11 protein-coding genes are annotated in these 15,392 nt (G+C 48.3%); 4 read left to right on the forward strand and 7 right to left on the reverse strand.

Annotated elements, in window-relative coordinates:
- Positions 1-2,349 (reverse strand): M13-type metalloendopeptidase, encoded by a 2,349-nt coding sequence (locus H8698_RS11365; protein ID WP_249313596.1) that lies wholly within the window; start codon positions 2,347-2,349, stop codon positions 1-3.
- Positions 2,350-2,523: 174 nt separating this feature from the next.
- Here H8698_RS11365 and H8698_RS11370 point away from each other — a divergent pair, with 174 nt between their 5' ends.
- Both H8698_RS11370 and H8698_RS11375 read left to right on the forward strand, forming a co-directional pair.
- On the forward strand, positions 2,524-3,174 hold the full coding sequence (locus H8698_RS11370) for a hypothetical protein (RefSeq protein WP_249313597.1): 651 nt from the start codon (positions 2,524-2,526) through the stop codon (positions 3,172-3,174).
- Between the two features lie 282 nt (positions 3,175-3,456).
- Positions 3,457-3,810 (forward strand): helix-turn-helix domain-containing protein, encoded by a 354-nt coding sequence (locus H8698_RS11375; protein ID WP_346726846.1) that lies wholly within the window; start codon positions 3,457-3,459, stop codon positions 3,808-3,810.
- An 89-nt stretch (positions 3,811-3,899) separates the two neighbouring features.
- Here H8698_RS11375 and H8698_RS11380 read toward each other — a convergent pair whose 3' ends face one another.
- The 6 genes from H8698_RS11380 to H8698_RS11405 form a co-directional block, all read right to left on the reverse strand.
- The gene (locus tag H8698_RS11380; protein ID WP_249313599.1) at positions 3,900-7,262 is read right to left on the reverse strand and encodes a PD-(D/E)XK nuclease family protein; all 3,363 of its coding nucleotides are present in this window, start codon (positions 7,260-7,262) and stop codon (positions 3,900-3,902) included.
- A 30-nt stretch (positions 7,263-7,292) separates the two neighbouring features.
- A complete protein-coding gene (locus H8698_RS11385) occupies positions 7,293-9,023 on the reverse strand; it encodes a sialidase family protein (RefSeq protein WP_249313601.1) in 1,731 nt (576 codons plus the stop codon).
- Positions 9,024-9,047: 24 nt separating this feature from the next.
- Complete coding sequence (locus tag H8698_RS11390; protein ID WP_249313603.1) at positions 9,048-10,349, reverse strand: TrkH family potassium uptake protein; 1,302 nt, start codon at positions 10,347-10,349, stop codon at positions 9,048-9,050.
- Between the two features lie 49 nt (positions 10,350-10,398).
- A complete protein-coding gene (locus H8698_RS11395; RefSeq protein ID WP_249313604.1) occupies positions 10,399-10,728 on the reverse strand; it encodes a hypothetical protein in 330 nt (109 codons plus the stop codon).
- Positions 10,729-10,742: 14 nt separating this feature from the next.
- Positions 10,743-11,894 (reverse strand): non-hydrolyzing UDP-N-acetylglucosamine 2-epimerase, encoded by a 1,152-nt coding sequence (gene wecB, locus H8698_RS11400; protein WP_177679860.1) that lies wholly within the window; start codon positions 11,892-11,894, stop codon positions 10,743-10,745.
- 97 nt (positions 11,895-11,991) lie between these two features.
- Positions 11,992-13,125 carry an MraY family glycosyltransferase gene (locus tag H8698_RS11405; RefSeq protein ID WP_249313606.1) on the reverse strand — a complete coding sequence of 378 codons (1,134 nt, stop codon included), beginning with the start codon at positions 13,123-13,125 and terminating at the stop codon, positions 11,992-11,994.
- A gap of 159 nt (positions 13,126-13,284) precedes the next feature.
- Here H8698_RS11405 and rlmD point away from each other — a divergent pair, with 159 nt between their 5' ends.
- Together rlmD and H8698_RS11415 are read left to right on the forward strand one after the other, a co-directional pair.
- Positions 13,285-14,649 (forward strand): 23S rRNA (uracil(1939)-C(5))-methyltransferase RlmD, encoded by a 1,365-nt coding sequence (rlmD, locus tag H8698_RS11410; protein WP_249313608.1) that lies wholly within the window; start codon positions 13,285-13,287, stop codon positions 14,647-14,649.
- 59 nt (positions 14,650-14,708) lie between these two features.
- A complete protein-coding gene (locus H8698_RS11415; protein WP_249313609.1) occupies positions 14,709-15,383 on the forward strand; it encodes a SanA/YdcF family protein in 675 nt (224 codons plus the stop codon).
- Positions 15,384-15,392 lie beyond the last annotated feature (9 nt).

The raw sequence follows: 15,392 nt of genomic DNA on the forward strand, positions 1-15,392 counted from the left end.
TTACCAGATTTTCACTCTGTTTTCGAGAGCTACCCACATTCCGTCGTTTTCATCAATGTCGAAGACTTCATAAAATTCGTCTAAATTTACCACCACGCGGTTCACTCTGAGCTTTTCCGTACTGTGCACGTCTGCCTGGGACGCAAACTGGCAATATTCTCTGCTGGCGGTAGACGCCCAGCAGTTCGCCATGCTGGTGTAAAGGGTTTTAAAGTCCGGGTTGTCAAGTCCGGCTGCAATTTCCGTAATGCAGGCAGCCGCTCCCTGATCCGCAACATTCTCACTTAAGGTGAGCGTTCCGTTCATGGGAATGCCGGGAACACCCTCCTGAGCGTCGTAAAAGCTTACCATTTTGTCGCACAACTTTTGAAAGGCCGCATAGTCCTCTTCTGTCCACCAGTCGGCAGCGTTGCCGTTTTCGTCGAACTTTGCGCCGTTGTTATCAAAAGCGTGGGTAATTTCATGGGCAATGATGTAGCCAATGCCGCCCAGGTTTTGTTCGTAGGAAGCATTTACATCATACATAGGCGCCTGCAGAATTGCCGCCGGGAACGTGATGTCGTTCTGGGTTGCGCTGTAGCAGGCGTTCACTGTGAAGGGATACATAATCCACTGTGTTTTGTCCACAGGCTTGTTTTGCAGCGACAGGGTATATTCCCGCTGGGCTGCAGCAATCTCTAACATGTTGGCAAAATAGCTTCCGCCGTCTGCCGCGGATCGGATTTCCGCTCCGTCTAAATACGTTTCCCATTTGTCGGGATAGCCAATTTTAATGCCCATGGTGTCTAACTTTTTCAGGGCGCGTTCTTTTGTGGCGCCGCTCATCCAAGTAAGGTTTTCAATCCGCTTTCTATAAACGGATATAATGTCCTGCACCATCTTCTCCACGTCCTGCTTTGCTTCTTCCGTGAAATATTTTTCTGCATAAATTTCTCCGATATAGTCCGGCATGGTGCTTTGCAGCGTCATGGCCGCACGCTCCTCCGGCGAATAACTGCCTGCGGTGCCCATAAATTCCTGGTTAAACTTGTCGGCCGCGTCGATAAATTCCTGGTTCAGCGCGCCGCCCCAGCCGGAGAGCAGACTGATTTTTGCCCATGCCTTTAAGGTTTCGGTGTTTTTATCGCTGAAGATGCCGGCAAACGCCTTGGTGCGTTCTACGTCAAAAATAACGAAGCTGTCTGCTTTGGAAAGACCGGACGCTTCAAACACCGCGTCAATATCCACGTTCGGGAACATGTCCTTAATTTCCTGCATGGTGAAGACGTTGTATATCTTATCCACGTTGTTGCCGTCTTCGGTGTTCATCATAGAGGCGGCAATTTCCGCTTCCATGTCATAGCACTTCTGCGCCATTGCTGCTGCGTTATCTTCCGGTTCACCGCCTAAAACCAGCAGGTTTTTTAAATAATTTATATAGCTGTTTTTTTGCGTTTCTGTGCCGTTTTGATAAGTGTCTTTGGGCAGACTGGGAGAAAAGGTGTAAAATACAGGCATATATTTCGTGCTGTCCTTCAAGTCTACCGACAGGTTAAAGCCCATATACGGCGTTATATACATCTCCTGTGACAAGGTGTTTTGCACGTTGATTAAATCTTTTGTTGTTTTGGCAGAGTCAACCAAATCAAGATATGGTTGAATGGGGGCGATGCCGGCCTTGTTTCGCGACTCCATGTCTGTGATGTTTTTATAAAAGTCAGCAATTTTTTGTTCTTTGCTGCCGGCCTCATATGTACCGCCGATAATTTCTTTAATAATGGCATCCACATTTTCGGTACTTTTGTCGTTCAAATCATACAGCGTTCCGCTGATGGTTCTGCCCGGTTTTATTTCCAGGCTGTTTAGCTTGTCCTTGTTCACCGCGGCATAAAAGTCGTCTTTTAAATTTGTGCCGTAAAGGGAAAACACTCTGTCGATGAACAGTTCCATCTGATCTTTTGTTACGTTCTGGTTGGGCGAAAAAACGCCCGGGGCAGTTCCGGCCACAATTCCTGCTTGAAACACGCCTGAAAGCTCGGTTTTTGCCCATTCGGGAATATCGGTGAAGCTCTCCATTGGAATAGCCACTCTGGCGTTGTGGCCTGTGGGCTGCGGAAGCTCGCCAAAGGCGCGCTTTAACATCACCAATGCCTCGGCCCTGGTAACGGACCGCTCCTCGTGAAGCTGGCCGTCTTCATAGCCTTTTATAATATCCGTTTTTTGAACTGCAGGGTTATAGTCGTCTGCCGCGGAAAGCAGCATGGCGGCAACGTCGCCCCTTGTTGCATAGTCTTCCTCCGCCATTGCCACAGGAACGCTGCCAAGCAGCGCCGCGCACAGCAGAAAAGAAGTGATTTTTTTTGCAAGCATAAATGTAGTTCTCCTTTTTATCAGTTTGTCTTCATTATACGCCCGTTTGAGGGGTGAATCAAGCGCTATATGCCAATGTTCATACTTTTTTTATGATTGGGGGAAAAGATTGGTCTTGATTATTTTGCAAAATCTTGCTATACTAAAGATATTATTAGAAAAAGGCGGGATTTCATGGCAGAAAAAAAAGAAAAAGGCTTTTTGCTCTCTTCATTGGAAAATTTTTGGTATTATTATAAATGGCCCTTTTTGGGCGGCATTGTAATTTTCTTTGTCGTGATAATTGCAATGATAAATTTTTCCAGCGTGGAGGAGCCGTCAGACGCCAGCGTGCTGGCGGTGTTTGCCCGTCCGCTCACCACACAGGAGTTTGAGTTTCAATCCAGGCTGGAGGGTGTGATTGAAGATGCAGACGGCAACGGCACAAAGCAGATTTCTACCAACGCCCTATATATTACAGAAAGCGGGAAGAGCGACGAGGACTCCCTGGCCATCAGCAAGTTTGAAAACACCATAGCCTATGCCCAGTCGGATTTGGTGCTTTTAGACGGCACGAACTTAAATCGGTTTCAATCAAAGGATTTTTTAGAACCCCTGGAAAACTATGTTGATGTTTCACAGTTTGATAGTGACAGCCTGGTTTACCGTGACGGCAAAGCGGTTGCTGTAAAGCTAACAAATAGTAAGCTGCTTTTAGACATGCAGTTTTTTATTGACGACGTTTATGCAGGGATTATGTTTGTGCCGGAGGAGGGGACGCCAAGTCTTGAAACTCATAGGAAAAATGCAGCTGCCATGTTGCTGAAACTGAGCGAAAAAGAGTAAAAAAAGACCAAAAACCTGCGCGAACTGCGCAGGTTTTTTTATAACCATTTTTCTTCAAAATCAGTCCCTTTCTGACAGTTTATGTCACGATTTTTATGTGGTATTGTATTTCGCTTTAAAACATTATAAAATATAAATAAATGTAACAATTCTATATTTGTTATATTCTTCCATAATAGGAACTAATTAAGGAAAAACCTTTATTAGTTTATTTTATTCTTCTGATTTTTGCGATACAATATTTGTCGTATTTTGAAAAGGGAGTGGTTATTTTGGAATTAGATTTTAAAAGCACTCGGTAGAAGAATTAAAATGGCCAGAACGAAAGCCAACATATCGCAAAAATTGCTGGCTGAGAAAGTTCATATCAGCAGCAAACACCTCAGCAACATTGAAACGGGTAACACCACGGTGAGCCTGCCTATTTTTCTCGATATTGCAAACGAACTTGAAGTTTCTCCCGACACACTTTTGTGTGATTCTATGATCAATGCCAAACAGGCATACATCAAAAAAATCAGTTTACTCATGAAAGATTGCGACGATTACGAGGCGCGGTTCATAGAGGAAAACCTGACACAGATGTTGGATTCGTTTCGAAAGCTTGAAAAAATGAGGCGGGAAAAAGGTTCTTAAATCACTGATATTTTCAGTGTCAAAGCCCGAACAGGGCTTGACATAGGACCTGCCAAACGGGTCCGGGGTGGTGCGTTGCCACAGAGGTTTTAATTCATTTTGTTCCACACTTCATCGTCAGATGAAAACTCAAAGGCCCTGCGGCACGGGTGGATATTCGGGTCGAATCCGCACACAGATACATATTTGCAAAAAGAGCATTGGAGAGCTTTTCCAGATTTTACAGGCCGAATATCCACATTTCCACCCATAATTTCCTGCCCGATTTTTATAAGCGTGTTATGAATATACCGGTTTAACGTTTCAAACTGTTCTCTGCTGGCGGTTTTCGACTGCGATTTGGACACGGTTCCGTCTGACTTTAAGTAAACGGGAATTACGGCCGACCAGCCGCTGATTTCTCCGTCGATTGCGCGGATAACCTCCGGATCGTCGGAGGAAAGACCGCTCATTTTAAAGGCTTTTATATCCTTGGCGTTGTCAGCTCCGGTTTCCGGTGTGCCGTCTAACACCGGGTCGTCTAACCGGAAATAAAACATGCCGCCGAATTCTGTGTCACCGTTTGTTTTTTCCGCAATTCCTTTTGCTGCGGCCGCCATATATACGGCGAGCTGCAGGGTTGTGCCGTTAAAAATGTCCGCCAGAGAATATCCCTTTGCGCCGGATTTATAGTCTATGACCTTTAAATAGAGCTTCCCGCCGCGGGATAAGGTGTCAATCCGGTCAATTCTGCCAGACATGGTAACTTCGCCGCCGCCGGGCAGCGCAACGGTTACAGGAGGCAATTCGCCGTTTTTATCGAACTTCACTTCAAATGCCGCCGGTTCAAATTCTCCCCGGGCCACATGTTCACAAATGGCCCAAACAGATTTTGAAACCAGGCTTTTCAGCCTTTTTTTCAGGGCCTCCAACCGGCCGGCGCTATACATATTTTTAATAAACATAGTGCCGAATAAATTTTCTATAATGGCGTCTGTCATTTCGCGCTGCTCATCTGGCGTAATGGTGCGAAAAGACAGATTTTGTTTTTTCATTTCTGCGGAAAACCGCTCAATAATTTCATGAAGCAGGCTGCCAATATCCGGCGCCTCAACCTTTAACACCTTTCGTTCCTTTGCCTTTAACCCATACTCAATGAAAAATGAAAACGGACACGCAGAATACCGCTCAAAGCGGGAAACGCTGCCGTATAAACTGCTGCCGTAAAGGTTTAAAACCGTGTCGTTTGAAAGTTTTCCGGCTGTGTTTGTATATTTAAAGAACCGCTGGGCCCTCTCGAGCCTCTGCCGGTAAGCTTCATCCTCCATCAAAACAGAAAACAGGGCTTTTGCCGCGTCGTTTTCGCCCAGCTGGTCCATATGCGTTAAAACATAGGTATAGGCCGACTGCTTGGAGGCTACCGTTGTTTCCGGCCGCTGCTCTTTTAAGCTGAGCTCGTTTGAAGCTTTCAGCCCGGGAAAGGTGCGCTTTAATTTTGATATGAACATAGAGGGGCGCAGGCCGCCGCCAAAATCGTCCCCCACGGGGTAGGAAACAAACAGCTTTTCCCGGCAGATGTTCACAGCAGTGTAAACCGAAAATTCTGCGTCGCTGATCAGTTTTTTTGCGTCAGGTGCCACAGATATACCCTGCGAAAGCAAAAATTCCCGTTCGCTGTCGGACAGGAGGGCGCTGGGGGCGGGGGCGGGCGGGAATATTCCGTCGTTTGCGCCGATAACAAAGGCCGCGCGGACGTTTTTGATTACGGAGCGGTTTAAATCACCGAACGATACCTGGTCGTAAACCGTTGGAATCACTCCAATGCTTTTTTGGGAAAGCCCGGCTTCTAAAATTGCTCGCATGCCGGAAAGGCCTATGGTTTCGTTTCCCAGCAACTCTTCCATCAAGCTAAAGGTTTGCGTTAAAATATTATATACTTCTGTATATTCGTCCGCCTGGCGCAGCAGGCCCTCTGCCTGAAACTTGCTGATAAGCTGTTCAATTTTTTCCTGCAGATGAGTCGCTTCAAAAAAGGACAGAAAAGCAGCAATGCGGCCGCCAACGGTTTTTGCTGCCGTAATTGTTTCTTTCAGCAGCAAAACGGGTTTCAGCAGACGGTTTTTCACTTCCAGGCAAGATGCGGCTTCGTCCGTCTGCGCGTCTTCACTGTCAAAAACGCCCCTTGCTTTGCGCAGAAAGCGTTCGTCGCTGAGCCAGTCGCCAAATTCCACTGCGCCGGCTAACGCATAGTTTTCCAGGCGGAACGCCTCCTCCTCGCTGATATCCGCAAAGCCCGATTTCATATAGGCCGTAACACGCTTTGTGGTGATGCCCAAGAGCAAATCGAACAGGGAAAACAGGTATAAAACAATGGGGTGGTTTAAAAAATCCCGGCGCGTGTCGGCAAAAACCGGAATGTCATACAGAGGGAAAACGGACTGGACGAGGTCGGCATAGCCGTCGTAGTCACCGGTGATCACAGCAATTTCGCGGTAGCTTGCCCCGGTTTCTTTCACAAATTTTTTGATTGCCGCCGCTGCATATACCACCTCTTCATATTTGCCCTTTGCAACATAGAGGGAAACGTCGGCGGGGGCGTCTGTTTTCAAAACCGCTTTTTTGCCGGACATGGCCTGTTCCAAAACAGACAGCTCCGGAGAGGAAAAACGCAGCGCAAGATTTAGCACCACAGGGGGCAAAACCTTTGCACCCGCATTTTGTGCAATGCGTTCTAAGGCCTTTTTCGTGTTGTTTGCGCTTGCAAAAACCGAGTTGGGGGGCACGTGATCGCCGGGCATGGTCAAGGTCACAGTGACAGAAGCGCCCACTGCCAGAAATGCTTCAATGCAGGCCAGCTCGTTTTGTGTAAATCGATAGAACTCGTCAATAAAAATATTTGCATTTTTAATATAGTCGCTGTCAAAGCACAAAGACGCCATCAGCGTTAAATCGTCGTCGCTGTCTGAAATGCTTTCAGACAGGAGTTTGTTATATGCTTCATAGATGTAAGAAAGGTCGCGCAGCCGCGCCGAAAACAGGTGTTCCTCTGTTTTTTCTGCTGCTGCCTGCAACGCTTCCGGCGTTACCTGTCCTTTTTTCAGTTCGGAAACCGCATCCATAAATAGACGGATTAAGCCCTGCTTGTCCGCCGCTGTGCGGTAAAACACCAGCTTGTTTTTGCAGCTGCTAAAGGCCCTTAACACCAGCATGGCTTTGCCTGCGCCGTCTGTGGGATTATGGTTCAGGCCCGCGCCGGCAATGAGTTTTTTTGCAAGGCGGCCAAAGGAGGTTACGTTAAAATCGTCGTGAATATAGCCCTTTTCGTTTAAAAAGGCGCTCTCGCCCTGATGGGAATATTGTTCCGGAACAATCATTAGTGTGCGCAAGCCTTTTTCCTCCGCCTGAGCCGCCTGTTTCACGCAGTATTCACTTTTTCCGCTTCCTGCCCGTCCGAGCACAAATTGCAGCGGCATAAAAAGCCTCCTTTTTTGATGAAAAGCCGGTTAAGCGAAGGCGATGGCTTCACTCACCGTCAGCGCCTTGAGATATAGCTTCACATTATTAGCGTTATTGTTAATTTTTATATATTTCACGCCATTTATGTCGGACAGATAGCGGTTAAACCAGCCGAATCCAAACATTTGCTCGTTTCCGCCGTCATATAAAACGCCGTCAATTATAAACATTACAATTCTGGGGCCGCCGTCCACAATGATAGTGACGTGGTGTGGGCCGGAGGATAAGGCATTTTCTCCTGTCGTTTTGGTGCACCAGAACTTGCCGTCGCCAATGGAGAATATCAACTGCCCGTCTTTTTGTTCAACGGCAATTCCCTTTTCGTTTTCCACGGTGGAGAGCAGCATGCCGTTTTCTCCCGTGATGTCGAAATCTAATGTAAAGCCGCAGTTGATGAATTTTGAGCGGCAGTCGATCTCCGCCTCAAAATCTTTCACGGTGAACGGTTGCAGGTAGGGCATGGCGCTGCCGTTTTCAAGGGTCGCAGCGTTTTTTGGTACGCGTCCTGCGTTCTCCAACTGTGCCCAGAGGCCCTCAATCAGATTTTTATCAATGTGGTTCACCGCCGCGTTCTGTTTTTGGGTTTCGGTTATGTAATATTCCCCGTTTGCTTCAATGAGGTCGGGGTAGGAAATGCGAATGTTAATGTCGTCGTCATACAACACAATTTCCGGCTGGGAAAACCTTAAAATTTTACCTTGGGGAGAGTCGGCCTCCACCGCGCCGCACAGCCAGGCCGGGTTCCGCTCCTCATACCACCGGCAGCCGTTGTTGTGATACCAGTATAAATATTTTCCGTTTTCACACTTCCAAATGAAGTTGGCCGCCCGCGGGTGTTTCACCTGCCGCCCGTTATCGTAGGTGAGGGGCTCGGGTTTCGAAAAGCTCACGCCGCCGTCCCGGCTGTAGGCACAGTAGGGATGGCCGGTCACCGTTCGGAAGGTGCAGAAAATGCTGTTGTCGCTCAGCACAACAAAGCTATGCTCCTCTGAGATATTGCTCACCGCCCGGTCTGTACGAATGCCCCTGCCGCCTTTGGGAAACGTTTCCCAGGTAAGCTTTTCGGGGTTTGTTTCCGTTTCGATGTTTTGACAAAACAACAGCGTCCCTTCGGAATGATACATAAAACCTTCTCCGAATTTGCCAACCTTATATTGGGGAACAAACACCCCGCCGTTATAAGAAAATGGCTTGCCTACGTTCCAGAAAAACTTGATTTTTCCGCCGTAGGGGTTCTCTAAATCCACCTGAAAATTTTCAAGGGGAATGTCGTACCAGTTCTTTGACCAGGAGCGCCCGCAGTCGTCGCTGAATTTAAACACAAAATGACCTTGCGTATCTACCCGGGTGGTTACGCCGTTTTCAAAGGGAGGATCGTCTGCCAAAATGCTTCTTGTGTTGTCTGCGTTAAAGTTATAGAAGCAGTATATTCTGCCGGAACTGGTTTTATAAAGCACCGCATAAGAGGATTCGGGGCTGTTTGCGGATTCCACGTCGGTTACGTCTGTCCAGGTTTTGCCGCAGTCTGTGCTGCGCATGGAAATCACGTGCTGGCCGGCGTCGCCCTCCATGCCTGCCCCGGTGGTCACCACAAGCACCCACGCGCCGTCGTCTGCCTTCACAACATAGGGCTGGTCGGAATAATATTCCACAGGGATTTTGCTTCCGTTTTTAATGTTTCTCGCATCGTACGATGCATCTTTTTTTGTGTTGCGCATCTTTTTTCCGCCTTTCGTTTTATCTTACCCAACGGACAAATAGCCCTCCGGGTAAGAAAAGGTATTGTCATCTTCCGAGTGCCACATGGTGGCCACCGTTAAAACACCAATTCTTCCGATATACATAATAAAAATTAACACAATTCTGCTGGCGGAGGAAAGCTCCGGCGTAATGCCGCAGGAAAGCCCCACCGTTCCGAAAGCGGAAACCACCTCGAACAGAATTTGGGAAAAGCTCATGTCCGGCTCAAAAAACAGCAGCAGAAAGGTTCCCACAATCACCACAGTGAAAGCCAGGGTGATGATTTGCGACGAGCGGACAATGGTGTTTCGTGCAATTTTATATTTGAAAAACGAGCCGGGATGCAGGCCCGCCGCCTCGCCAGTGGAGCTTAATGCGCAAAAAAGCGTGGTGGTTTTAATGCCGCCGCCGGTGCCGCCGGGGGAAGCGCCGATAAACATCAGCGCAATCATCACCAGAAGGGCTGCGCTGGGAAACGCGCCCAGATTATGGGTGGCAAACCCTGCCGTTCTGGCAGACACGCTGTTAAAAAGTGATTCCAGCCAGGTGAAATCACCTGTCAGCTTCAGCAAAAGCGTGCCGGCAAGAATTAACCCCAAGCTCATGAAAAGCGCCACCTTTGTATGAAAACGAAGCTTTTTCACGGTGCGGAATTTTATGGCGGAGGTAAGGTCGTGAATGACTAAAAAACCAATTCCGCCAAAAAAGATGAGCGTGCAGGTAACGATATTCAACAGCACGTCTTCCGAATAGTCCGTAAGGCTTTTCATGCCGCCCAAAATGTCGAACCCGGCGTTGTTAAACGCAGAAATGCCGTGAAACACCGAAATTTGCACAGCGCGCCAAAAGGAATATTGTGGGTAAAAGGAGAAAAAGCTTAAAACAGCGCCGGAAAGCTCAAAGGCAATGGTAATAAGAAAAATTTTTTTCAAAAGCATTAAAAGGCCCTCAAAGGAGCCTAAATTGATGGACTCTTTCAGCAAAAGCCGCTCGTTTAAACCAATGCGCTTGCGAAGAGCGAGCATAAACGCCGCGCCGATTAACGAAATGCCCAGGCCGCCGGCCTGAATAAGCAGGGCAATGACGGTTTGACCGAAGCCGGTGAAGGTGTCGAAGGGGTCAACTGTCACCAAGCCCGTCACGCAGACAGAGCTGGTGGCGGTAAAAAAAGCGTCTAAAAAAGAGAGGCGCACGCCGTCGCGGACACTGAAAGGGAGGGAAAGCAGGCATGCGCCGGATAAAATCAGAACCAAAAAGCCGATGGCAGTTATGGCCGCCGGCCGTAAATGTTTTTTAAATATCATTTTTTTCACCAGTTATATTTTTTCTAATTGCCGCACAGAGACCGCGCGGTTAAACGGGAAGAAGGCTTTCGTCGTTTTGCAGCAGCGTTGCCAGCGTGCAGTCGATGGTATTAGTCCCATCTGCAAGCACAAAGCCGCCCTGAATGTCAGCCGTTTGGGCCGCAATTTTCAGCAGGGGCACAACCCTGCCCGTTGCCTTGAATTTTGCGTTCAGCATAACGATAAACCGCATGAGGCTCAGGCGGTTTTTGTCCCGCAGGTTAAACTGAATTTCGTCAAATCCAGGACGGTAATACTTCACAATGAGGTTTGCCAGCAGCTCTTCATATTCCTGCTGGGGCATGGAAACGATTTTTTTCATTCTGTCTTCTTCCGCCATAAACATACGCTCCTTTAATAGCTGAAATTTGAAGGTTTTTCGGCCTTTCTTCCAAAGGCGTATAAAATCGCGTCTGCAATGCGTTCCGACGCTAAGCCGTCCCCATAGGGGTTCACGGCTTTGGACATTTTTTCATATTCGGTTTTATCAAACAGCAGGGTTTTTGCCAGGTCGGTGATGTGGTTTTCGTCTACGCCGGCAATTTTCACCGTTCCGGCGGTCACGGCCTCCGGCCGCTCGGTTTCGTTTCTTAAAACCAGCACAGGCTTGCCCAGAGAGGGAGCTTCCTCCTGCAGGCCGCCGGAGTCGGTCATCACCATATAGCACCGGTCCATCAGGTTGTGAAGCTCAGTAACGTCTAACGGGTCGATTAAATGAATGCGGCTGTGGTTTCCCAAAATTTCGTTTGCCGTGTTCCGAACAAGTGGATTTAAATGCACGGGGTAAACCACTTCCACGTCCTCTGCGGCGTTTGCCGCGTTTAAAATTGCCCGGCAAATGTTCTGCAGCGGCTCGCCCAGGTTTTCCCGCCGGTGGGCGGTTACCAAAATGACCCGTTTGTTATCAAAATCAATCTGTTTTAAGGTGTCGTCGTGAAACACGTAATTTGGCTGAACGGTGTGTTTAATTGCGTCAATCACGGTGTTGCCTGTGACGTATATGTCAGAGGGGTTCACATTTTCTTTTAACAAATTATTTTCGTTGTTAATGGTAGGTGCAAAATACAGGTCGGCAAGATAGGTGGTGAGGCACCGGTTCATCTCCTCAGGGAAAGGGGAATATTTGTCGTAGGTCCTCAGGCCTGCCTCCACGTGGCCGATTTTGGTCTGGCAGTAAAACGAGGCCAGAGCACCGGCAAAGGTAGTGGTGGTGTCGCCGTGAACCAAAACAATGTCGGGCCGGGCGGCCTTTATGGTTTCTTCAATGCCTTTCATCACCCGCGCCGTTATGTCGGACAGGGTTTGCCCCGATTTCATAATGTCCAAGTCGAAATCCGCGCGGATATTAAAAATGTCCATTACCTGGTCTAACATTTGCCTGTGCTGCGCGGTGACGCACACAACGGATTCAATTTCCTCCCGCTGTTCCAAAACTTTTACCAGCGGAGCCATTTTAATCGCTTCCGGCCGGGTGCCGAAAACCGTCATTACCTTTAGCTTTTCCATGTTGTTTAAACCTTTCTTTTCGTATCAATCTTTTTGAAATGTAAAAAGAAGATATGAAAAAGCATACCTTCTTTTTTATGATTATCGTTAAAATAAACTATTTTTCTGTCTTTTTCGTCACACATTCAGCGCCGGGCTGTGCGTCCTGGGGACTTTCGGTTTCCGTACTTTCGTCCTCCTGCTTATCGGCAGAATTTGTGCGGCTCATCATAGTGAACACCGCAAACAGCACAATGGACAAAAACAGAACAAACGCCCGCAGGAAGTTCGACACGAACATCACAATGGCGCTGATTGCCAGAATTGCCGACAGCGCGTAGAGTATAATCACGGCGGAGCGCTGGGAAAAGCCCATGTCAATCAGCCGGTGGTGCAAATGGCCTCTGTCCGGCGTCATAATACCCTGGCCTTTTAAAAGCCTTCGGATAATGGCAAACAGAGTATCGAAAATCGGAAGCCCCAAAATTAAAAACGGCAGAGCAAAAGCCACATAGGTTTTAAAGGGTCCCTGAATGGAGATACATGCTAAAACAAAGCCTAAAAACGTTGCCCCGGTGTCCCCCATAAAGGTTTTGGCGGGATTAAAGTTAAAGGGCAGAAAGCCGAAGCACGAGCCTGCCAAAGCGGCTGCCAAAATCAGCATGGTGGCATTGGCGTTGTGTTGCATTAAAAGAATGGACAAAAGCGCCACGGCGGCAATAGAAGACACGCCGGCGGCAAGCCCGTCCAGCCCGTCGATTAAGTTCACCGCGTTGGTAACGCCCACAATCCACAAAACGCTGCCGCCGATGGAAAGCCATTCGGGCACGCGCACCAAAAGGCCGTTCATGGGGTTTGCAACCGCAATGACCCGCACGCCCAAAAGCACCGGAATGCAGGCCGCGGCGATTTGTATTACGAATTTTAAAAGGGCCGGCTTTGGTTTTAAATCGTCTAAAAAGCCCAGCACAGAAATAATCATAGAGCCGATTAAAATGCCAATGAGCGGCTTATTTAAAGCCCCGTCCACCATGAAGCTGGAAAAACAGCACACGCTGATGAGGAACCCGTAGACAATGGCAATTCCGCCAATTCTGGGAATTGGTTTTTTATGCATCCGCCGGTTGTCCTTCGGAACGTCCAGCGCGCCGATTTTAAATGCAAGCTTAATGGAAAGCGGCGTTGTGGCATAGGCCACAATCAGTGCAACCACAAACGCAAACACAATAAAAAGTCCGTTTTGTTCAGTCATATCATACTCCCGAAAGCAATTTACAATTGAAATTAATTTTATCATTTGATATTGTATAAAATTATATACCGAAAAGCAGGGTTTGTCAATACAATTCAGTTGTATTTTTTGCGTGGTTATGATATACTTGACATAATCATTTTAAAAGGAGCATTGCCATTGAAGCCGGGTGACACAATCAAGCTGAACATATTAAACACCGCGCCGGACGGGCGCGGAATTGGAAAAATAGATCACTTTGTAATTTTTGTAATTGGCGCCTGCGAGGGCGATTTGGTTTTGGCAAAAATTTTAACCGTACACAAGACCTATGCCACGGCGGCAGCGGTTCAGGTGCTTGCGCCTTCACCTTTCCGGCAGGAAAGTTTTTGCCGGGCGTCGTCTGCATGCGGCGGCTGCCCGCTTTCACACATTCAATATGAAAAGCAGCTTGCAATAAAAAAGCAGACGGTTACCGACGCTCTTGCCCGCATCGGCGGGTTTGATTTGCAGACGGTAGAAATTTCAGACGCTTTGGGTATGGACAGGCCCTTTTGCTACCGCAACAAAATGGTGTTCCCTGTGGGACAGGCAGGCGGCAAGGCCGTGGGCGGGTTTTACGCCCCCAAAAGCCATGACATTGTGCCGCTTGACAGCTGTTTGGCCGGGGAGGAGGCTGCCATGCAGGCGCTTTCCTGCGTGGTGCAGTTTTTAAATGACGAATGCATCGCCCCCTTTCACGAGGCGAAAAAGTGCGGAACCGTGCGGCGGGTTTTTGTCCGCACCGGATTTCATACAAAAGCGCTTATGGTGGTAATCTCCTCTTTTACAGAGCGCATCAGGCATTTGGACAGGCTCGTTTCCGCCCTGCGGGAAACAGAATTTGCAGGATATTGCCTAAAAAGCGTGGTTTTAAATGTAAATCAAAAAATAAATAATTTGGTGCTTGGGGATAAAAATATTACATTGTGGGGCAGCGATACCATTGAAGATGAACTGATGGGACTTATCTTTTCCATTTCGCCCCACAGCTTTTTCCAGGTGAATCCCGTGCAGACGCAGGTGCTGTATCAAACTGCAATGAGCCTTGCAGAGCTTGACGGCACAAAAACGGTTTTAGACGTTTACTGCGGCATTGGAACCATTTCCCTCTGCGCGGCAAAGCTGGCAAAGCGGGTAATTGGAGTGGAAATTGTGAAGGAAGCAGTGTTAGACGCAGGTGTGAATGCAGAGAGAAACAACATTAAAAATGCTGAATTTTACTGCGGGGCGGCGGAACAGGTTGTGCCGGATTTAATCGGCCGGGATATCAGACCCGACGTTGTGTTTTTAGACCCGCCGCGAAAGGGCAGCGATGAAAAAACCCTGTCGGCAATTTTGTCGGCACGGCCTGAGCGCATTGTGTATGTTTCGTGCAACCCGGCGACGCTTGCAAGGGACGCGCGGTATTTGGCAGACGGCGGATATCGCTTAACCCGCGCCGTGCCGGTGGACATGTTCCCCCATACAGCGCATGTGGAATGCGTGGCTTTATTAAATAAATGAAATTTGAAGCAGATCAATGGTAGATGATTGTGCTTAAAAGCAAATAAAGAGGTGCGCGTATGAAAAAAATAATTTTTCGCATAACAATTTGTGTGATAGCCGCGGCGGTGCTTTGTGCGGCAGCCGTTTTGGGCATGAACGTGTATATGAAAAATAAGGTAAAGAACCGTATTTTTCCTGCGCCGGAGGCGTATAATAATGGAAAGGCCGACTGCATTGTGGTTTTGGGCGCTGCGGTGTATGACAACGGCACGCTGAGCTACATGCTGCGGGACAGGCTGGACTATGGCATTGCGCTTTATAAAGACGGCGCCGCGCCGAAACTGGTTATGAGCGGCGACCACGGCCGGGAGCATTATGACGAAGTGAACGCCATGAAAGACTATGCCGTTTCGTGCGGCGTTCCGTCGGAGGATATTTTTATGGACCATGCCGGGTTTTCCACCTACGACAGCATGTATCGCGCCAAAGAAATTTTCGGCGCGGAAAACTTGATTGTGGTTACGCAAAAATACCACTTATACAGGGCGCTCTACATTGGGGACAAGCTTGGAATTGACGTTTACGGCGTCTCTTCAGACCAGCGGCAATATGCGGGACAGGCCCGGCGCGAGGTGCGGGAGATGTTTGCCCGGTGCAAAGACATGGTGAAGGTAATGGCCCGCCAAAAGCCCCAATATTTGGGGGAAGCAATTCCGCTGTGGAACAACGGCGACGTGACCAACGACAAATAATTTTTTTAA

This window comes from Congzhengia minquanensis (assembly GCF_014384785.1).
Taxonomy (GTDB): domain Bacteria; phylum Bacillota; class Clostridia; order UBA1381; family UBA9506; genus Congzhengia; species Congzhengia minquanensis.

Bases quoted from the DNA above. Each gene is read 5' to 3' on its own strand.
- H8698_RS11380 (WP_249313599.1), bottom strand. From the start codon at position 7,262: ATGCCGCTGCAATTTGTGCTCGGACGGGCAGGAAGCGGAAAAAGTGAA.
- wecB (WP_177679860.1), bottom strand. From the start codon at position 11,894: ATGGAAAAGCTAAAGGTAATGACGGTTTTCGGCACCCGGCCGGAAGCG.
- H8698_RS11415 (WP_249313609.1), top strand. From the start codon at position 14,709: ATGAAAAAAATAATTTTTCGCATAACAATTTGTGTGATAGCCGCGGCG.
- H8698_RS11385 (WP_249313601.1), bottom strand. From the start codon at position 9,023: ATGCGCAACACAAAAAAAGATGCATCGTACGATGCGAGAAACATTAAA.
- H8698_RS11370 (WP_249313597.1), top strand. From the start codon at position 2,524: ATGGCAGAAAAAAAAGAAAAAGGCTTTTTGCTCTCTTCATTGGAAAAT.
- H8698_RS11390 (WP_249313603.1), bottom strand. From the start codon at position 10,349: ATGATATTTAAAAAACATTTACGGCCGGCGGCCATAACTGCCATCGGC.
- H8698_RS11395 (WP_249313604.1), bottom strand. From the start codon at position 10,728: ATGGCGGAAGAAGACAGAATGAAAAAAATCGTTTCCATGCCCCAGCAG.
- H8698_RS11365 (WP_249313596.1), bottom strand. From the start codon at position 2,349: ATGCTTGCAAAAAAAATCACTTCTTTTCTGCTGTGCGCGGCGCTGCTT.
- H8698_RS11405 (WP_249313606.1), bottom strand. From the start codon at position 13,125: ATGACTGAACAAAACGGACTTTTTATTGTGTTTGCGTTTGTGGTTGCA.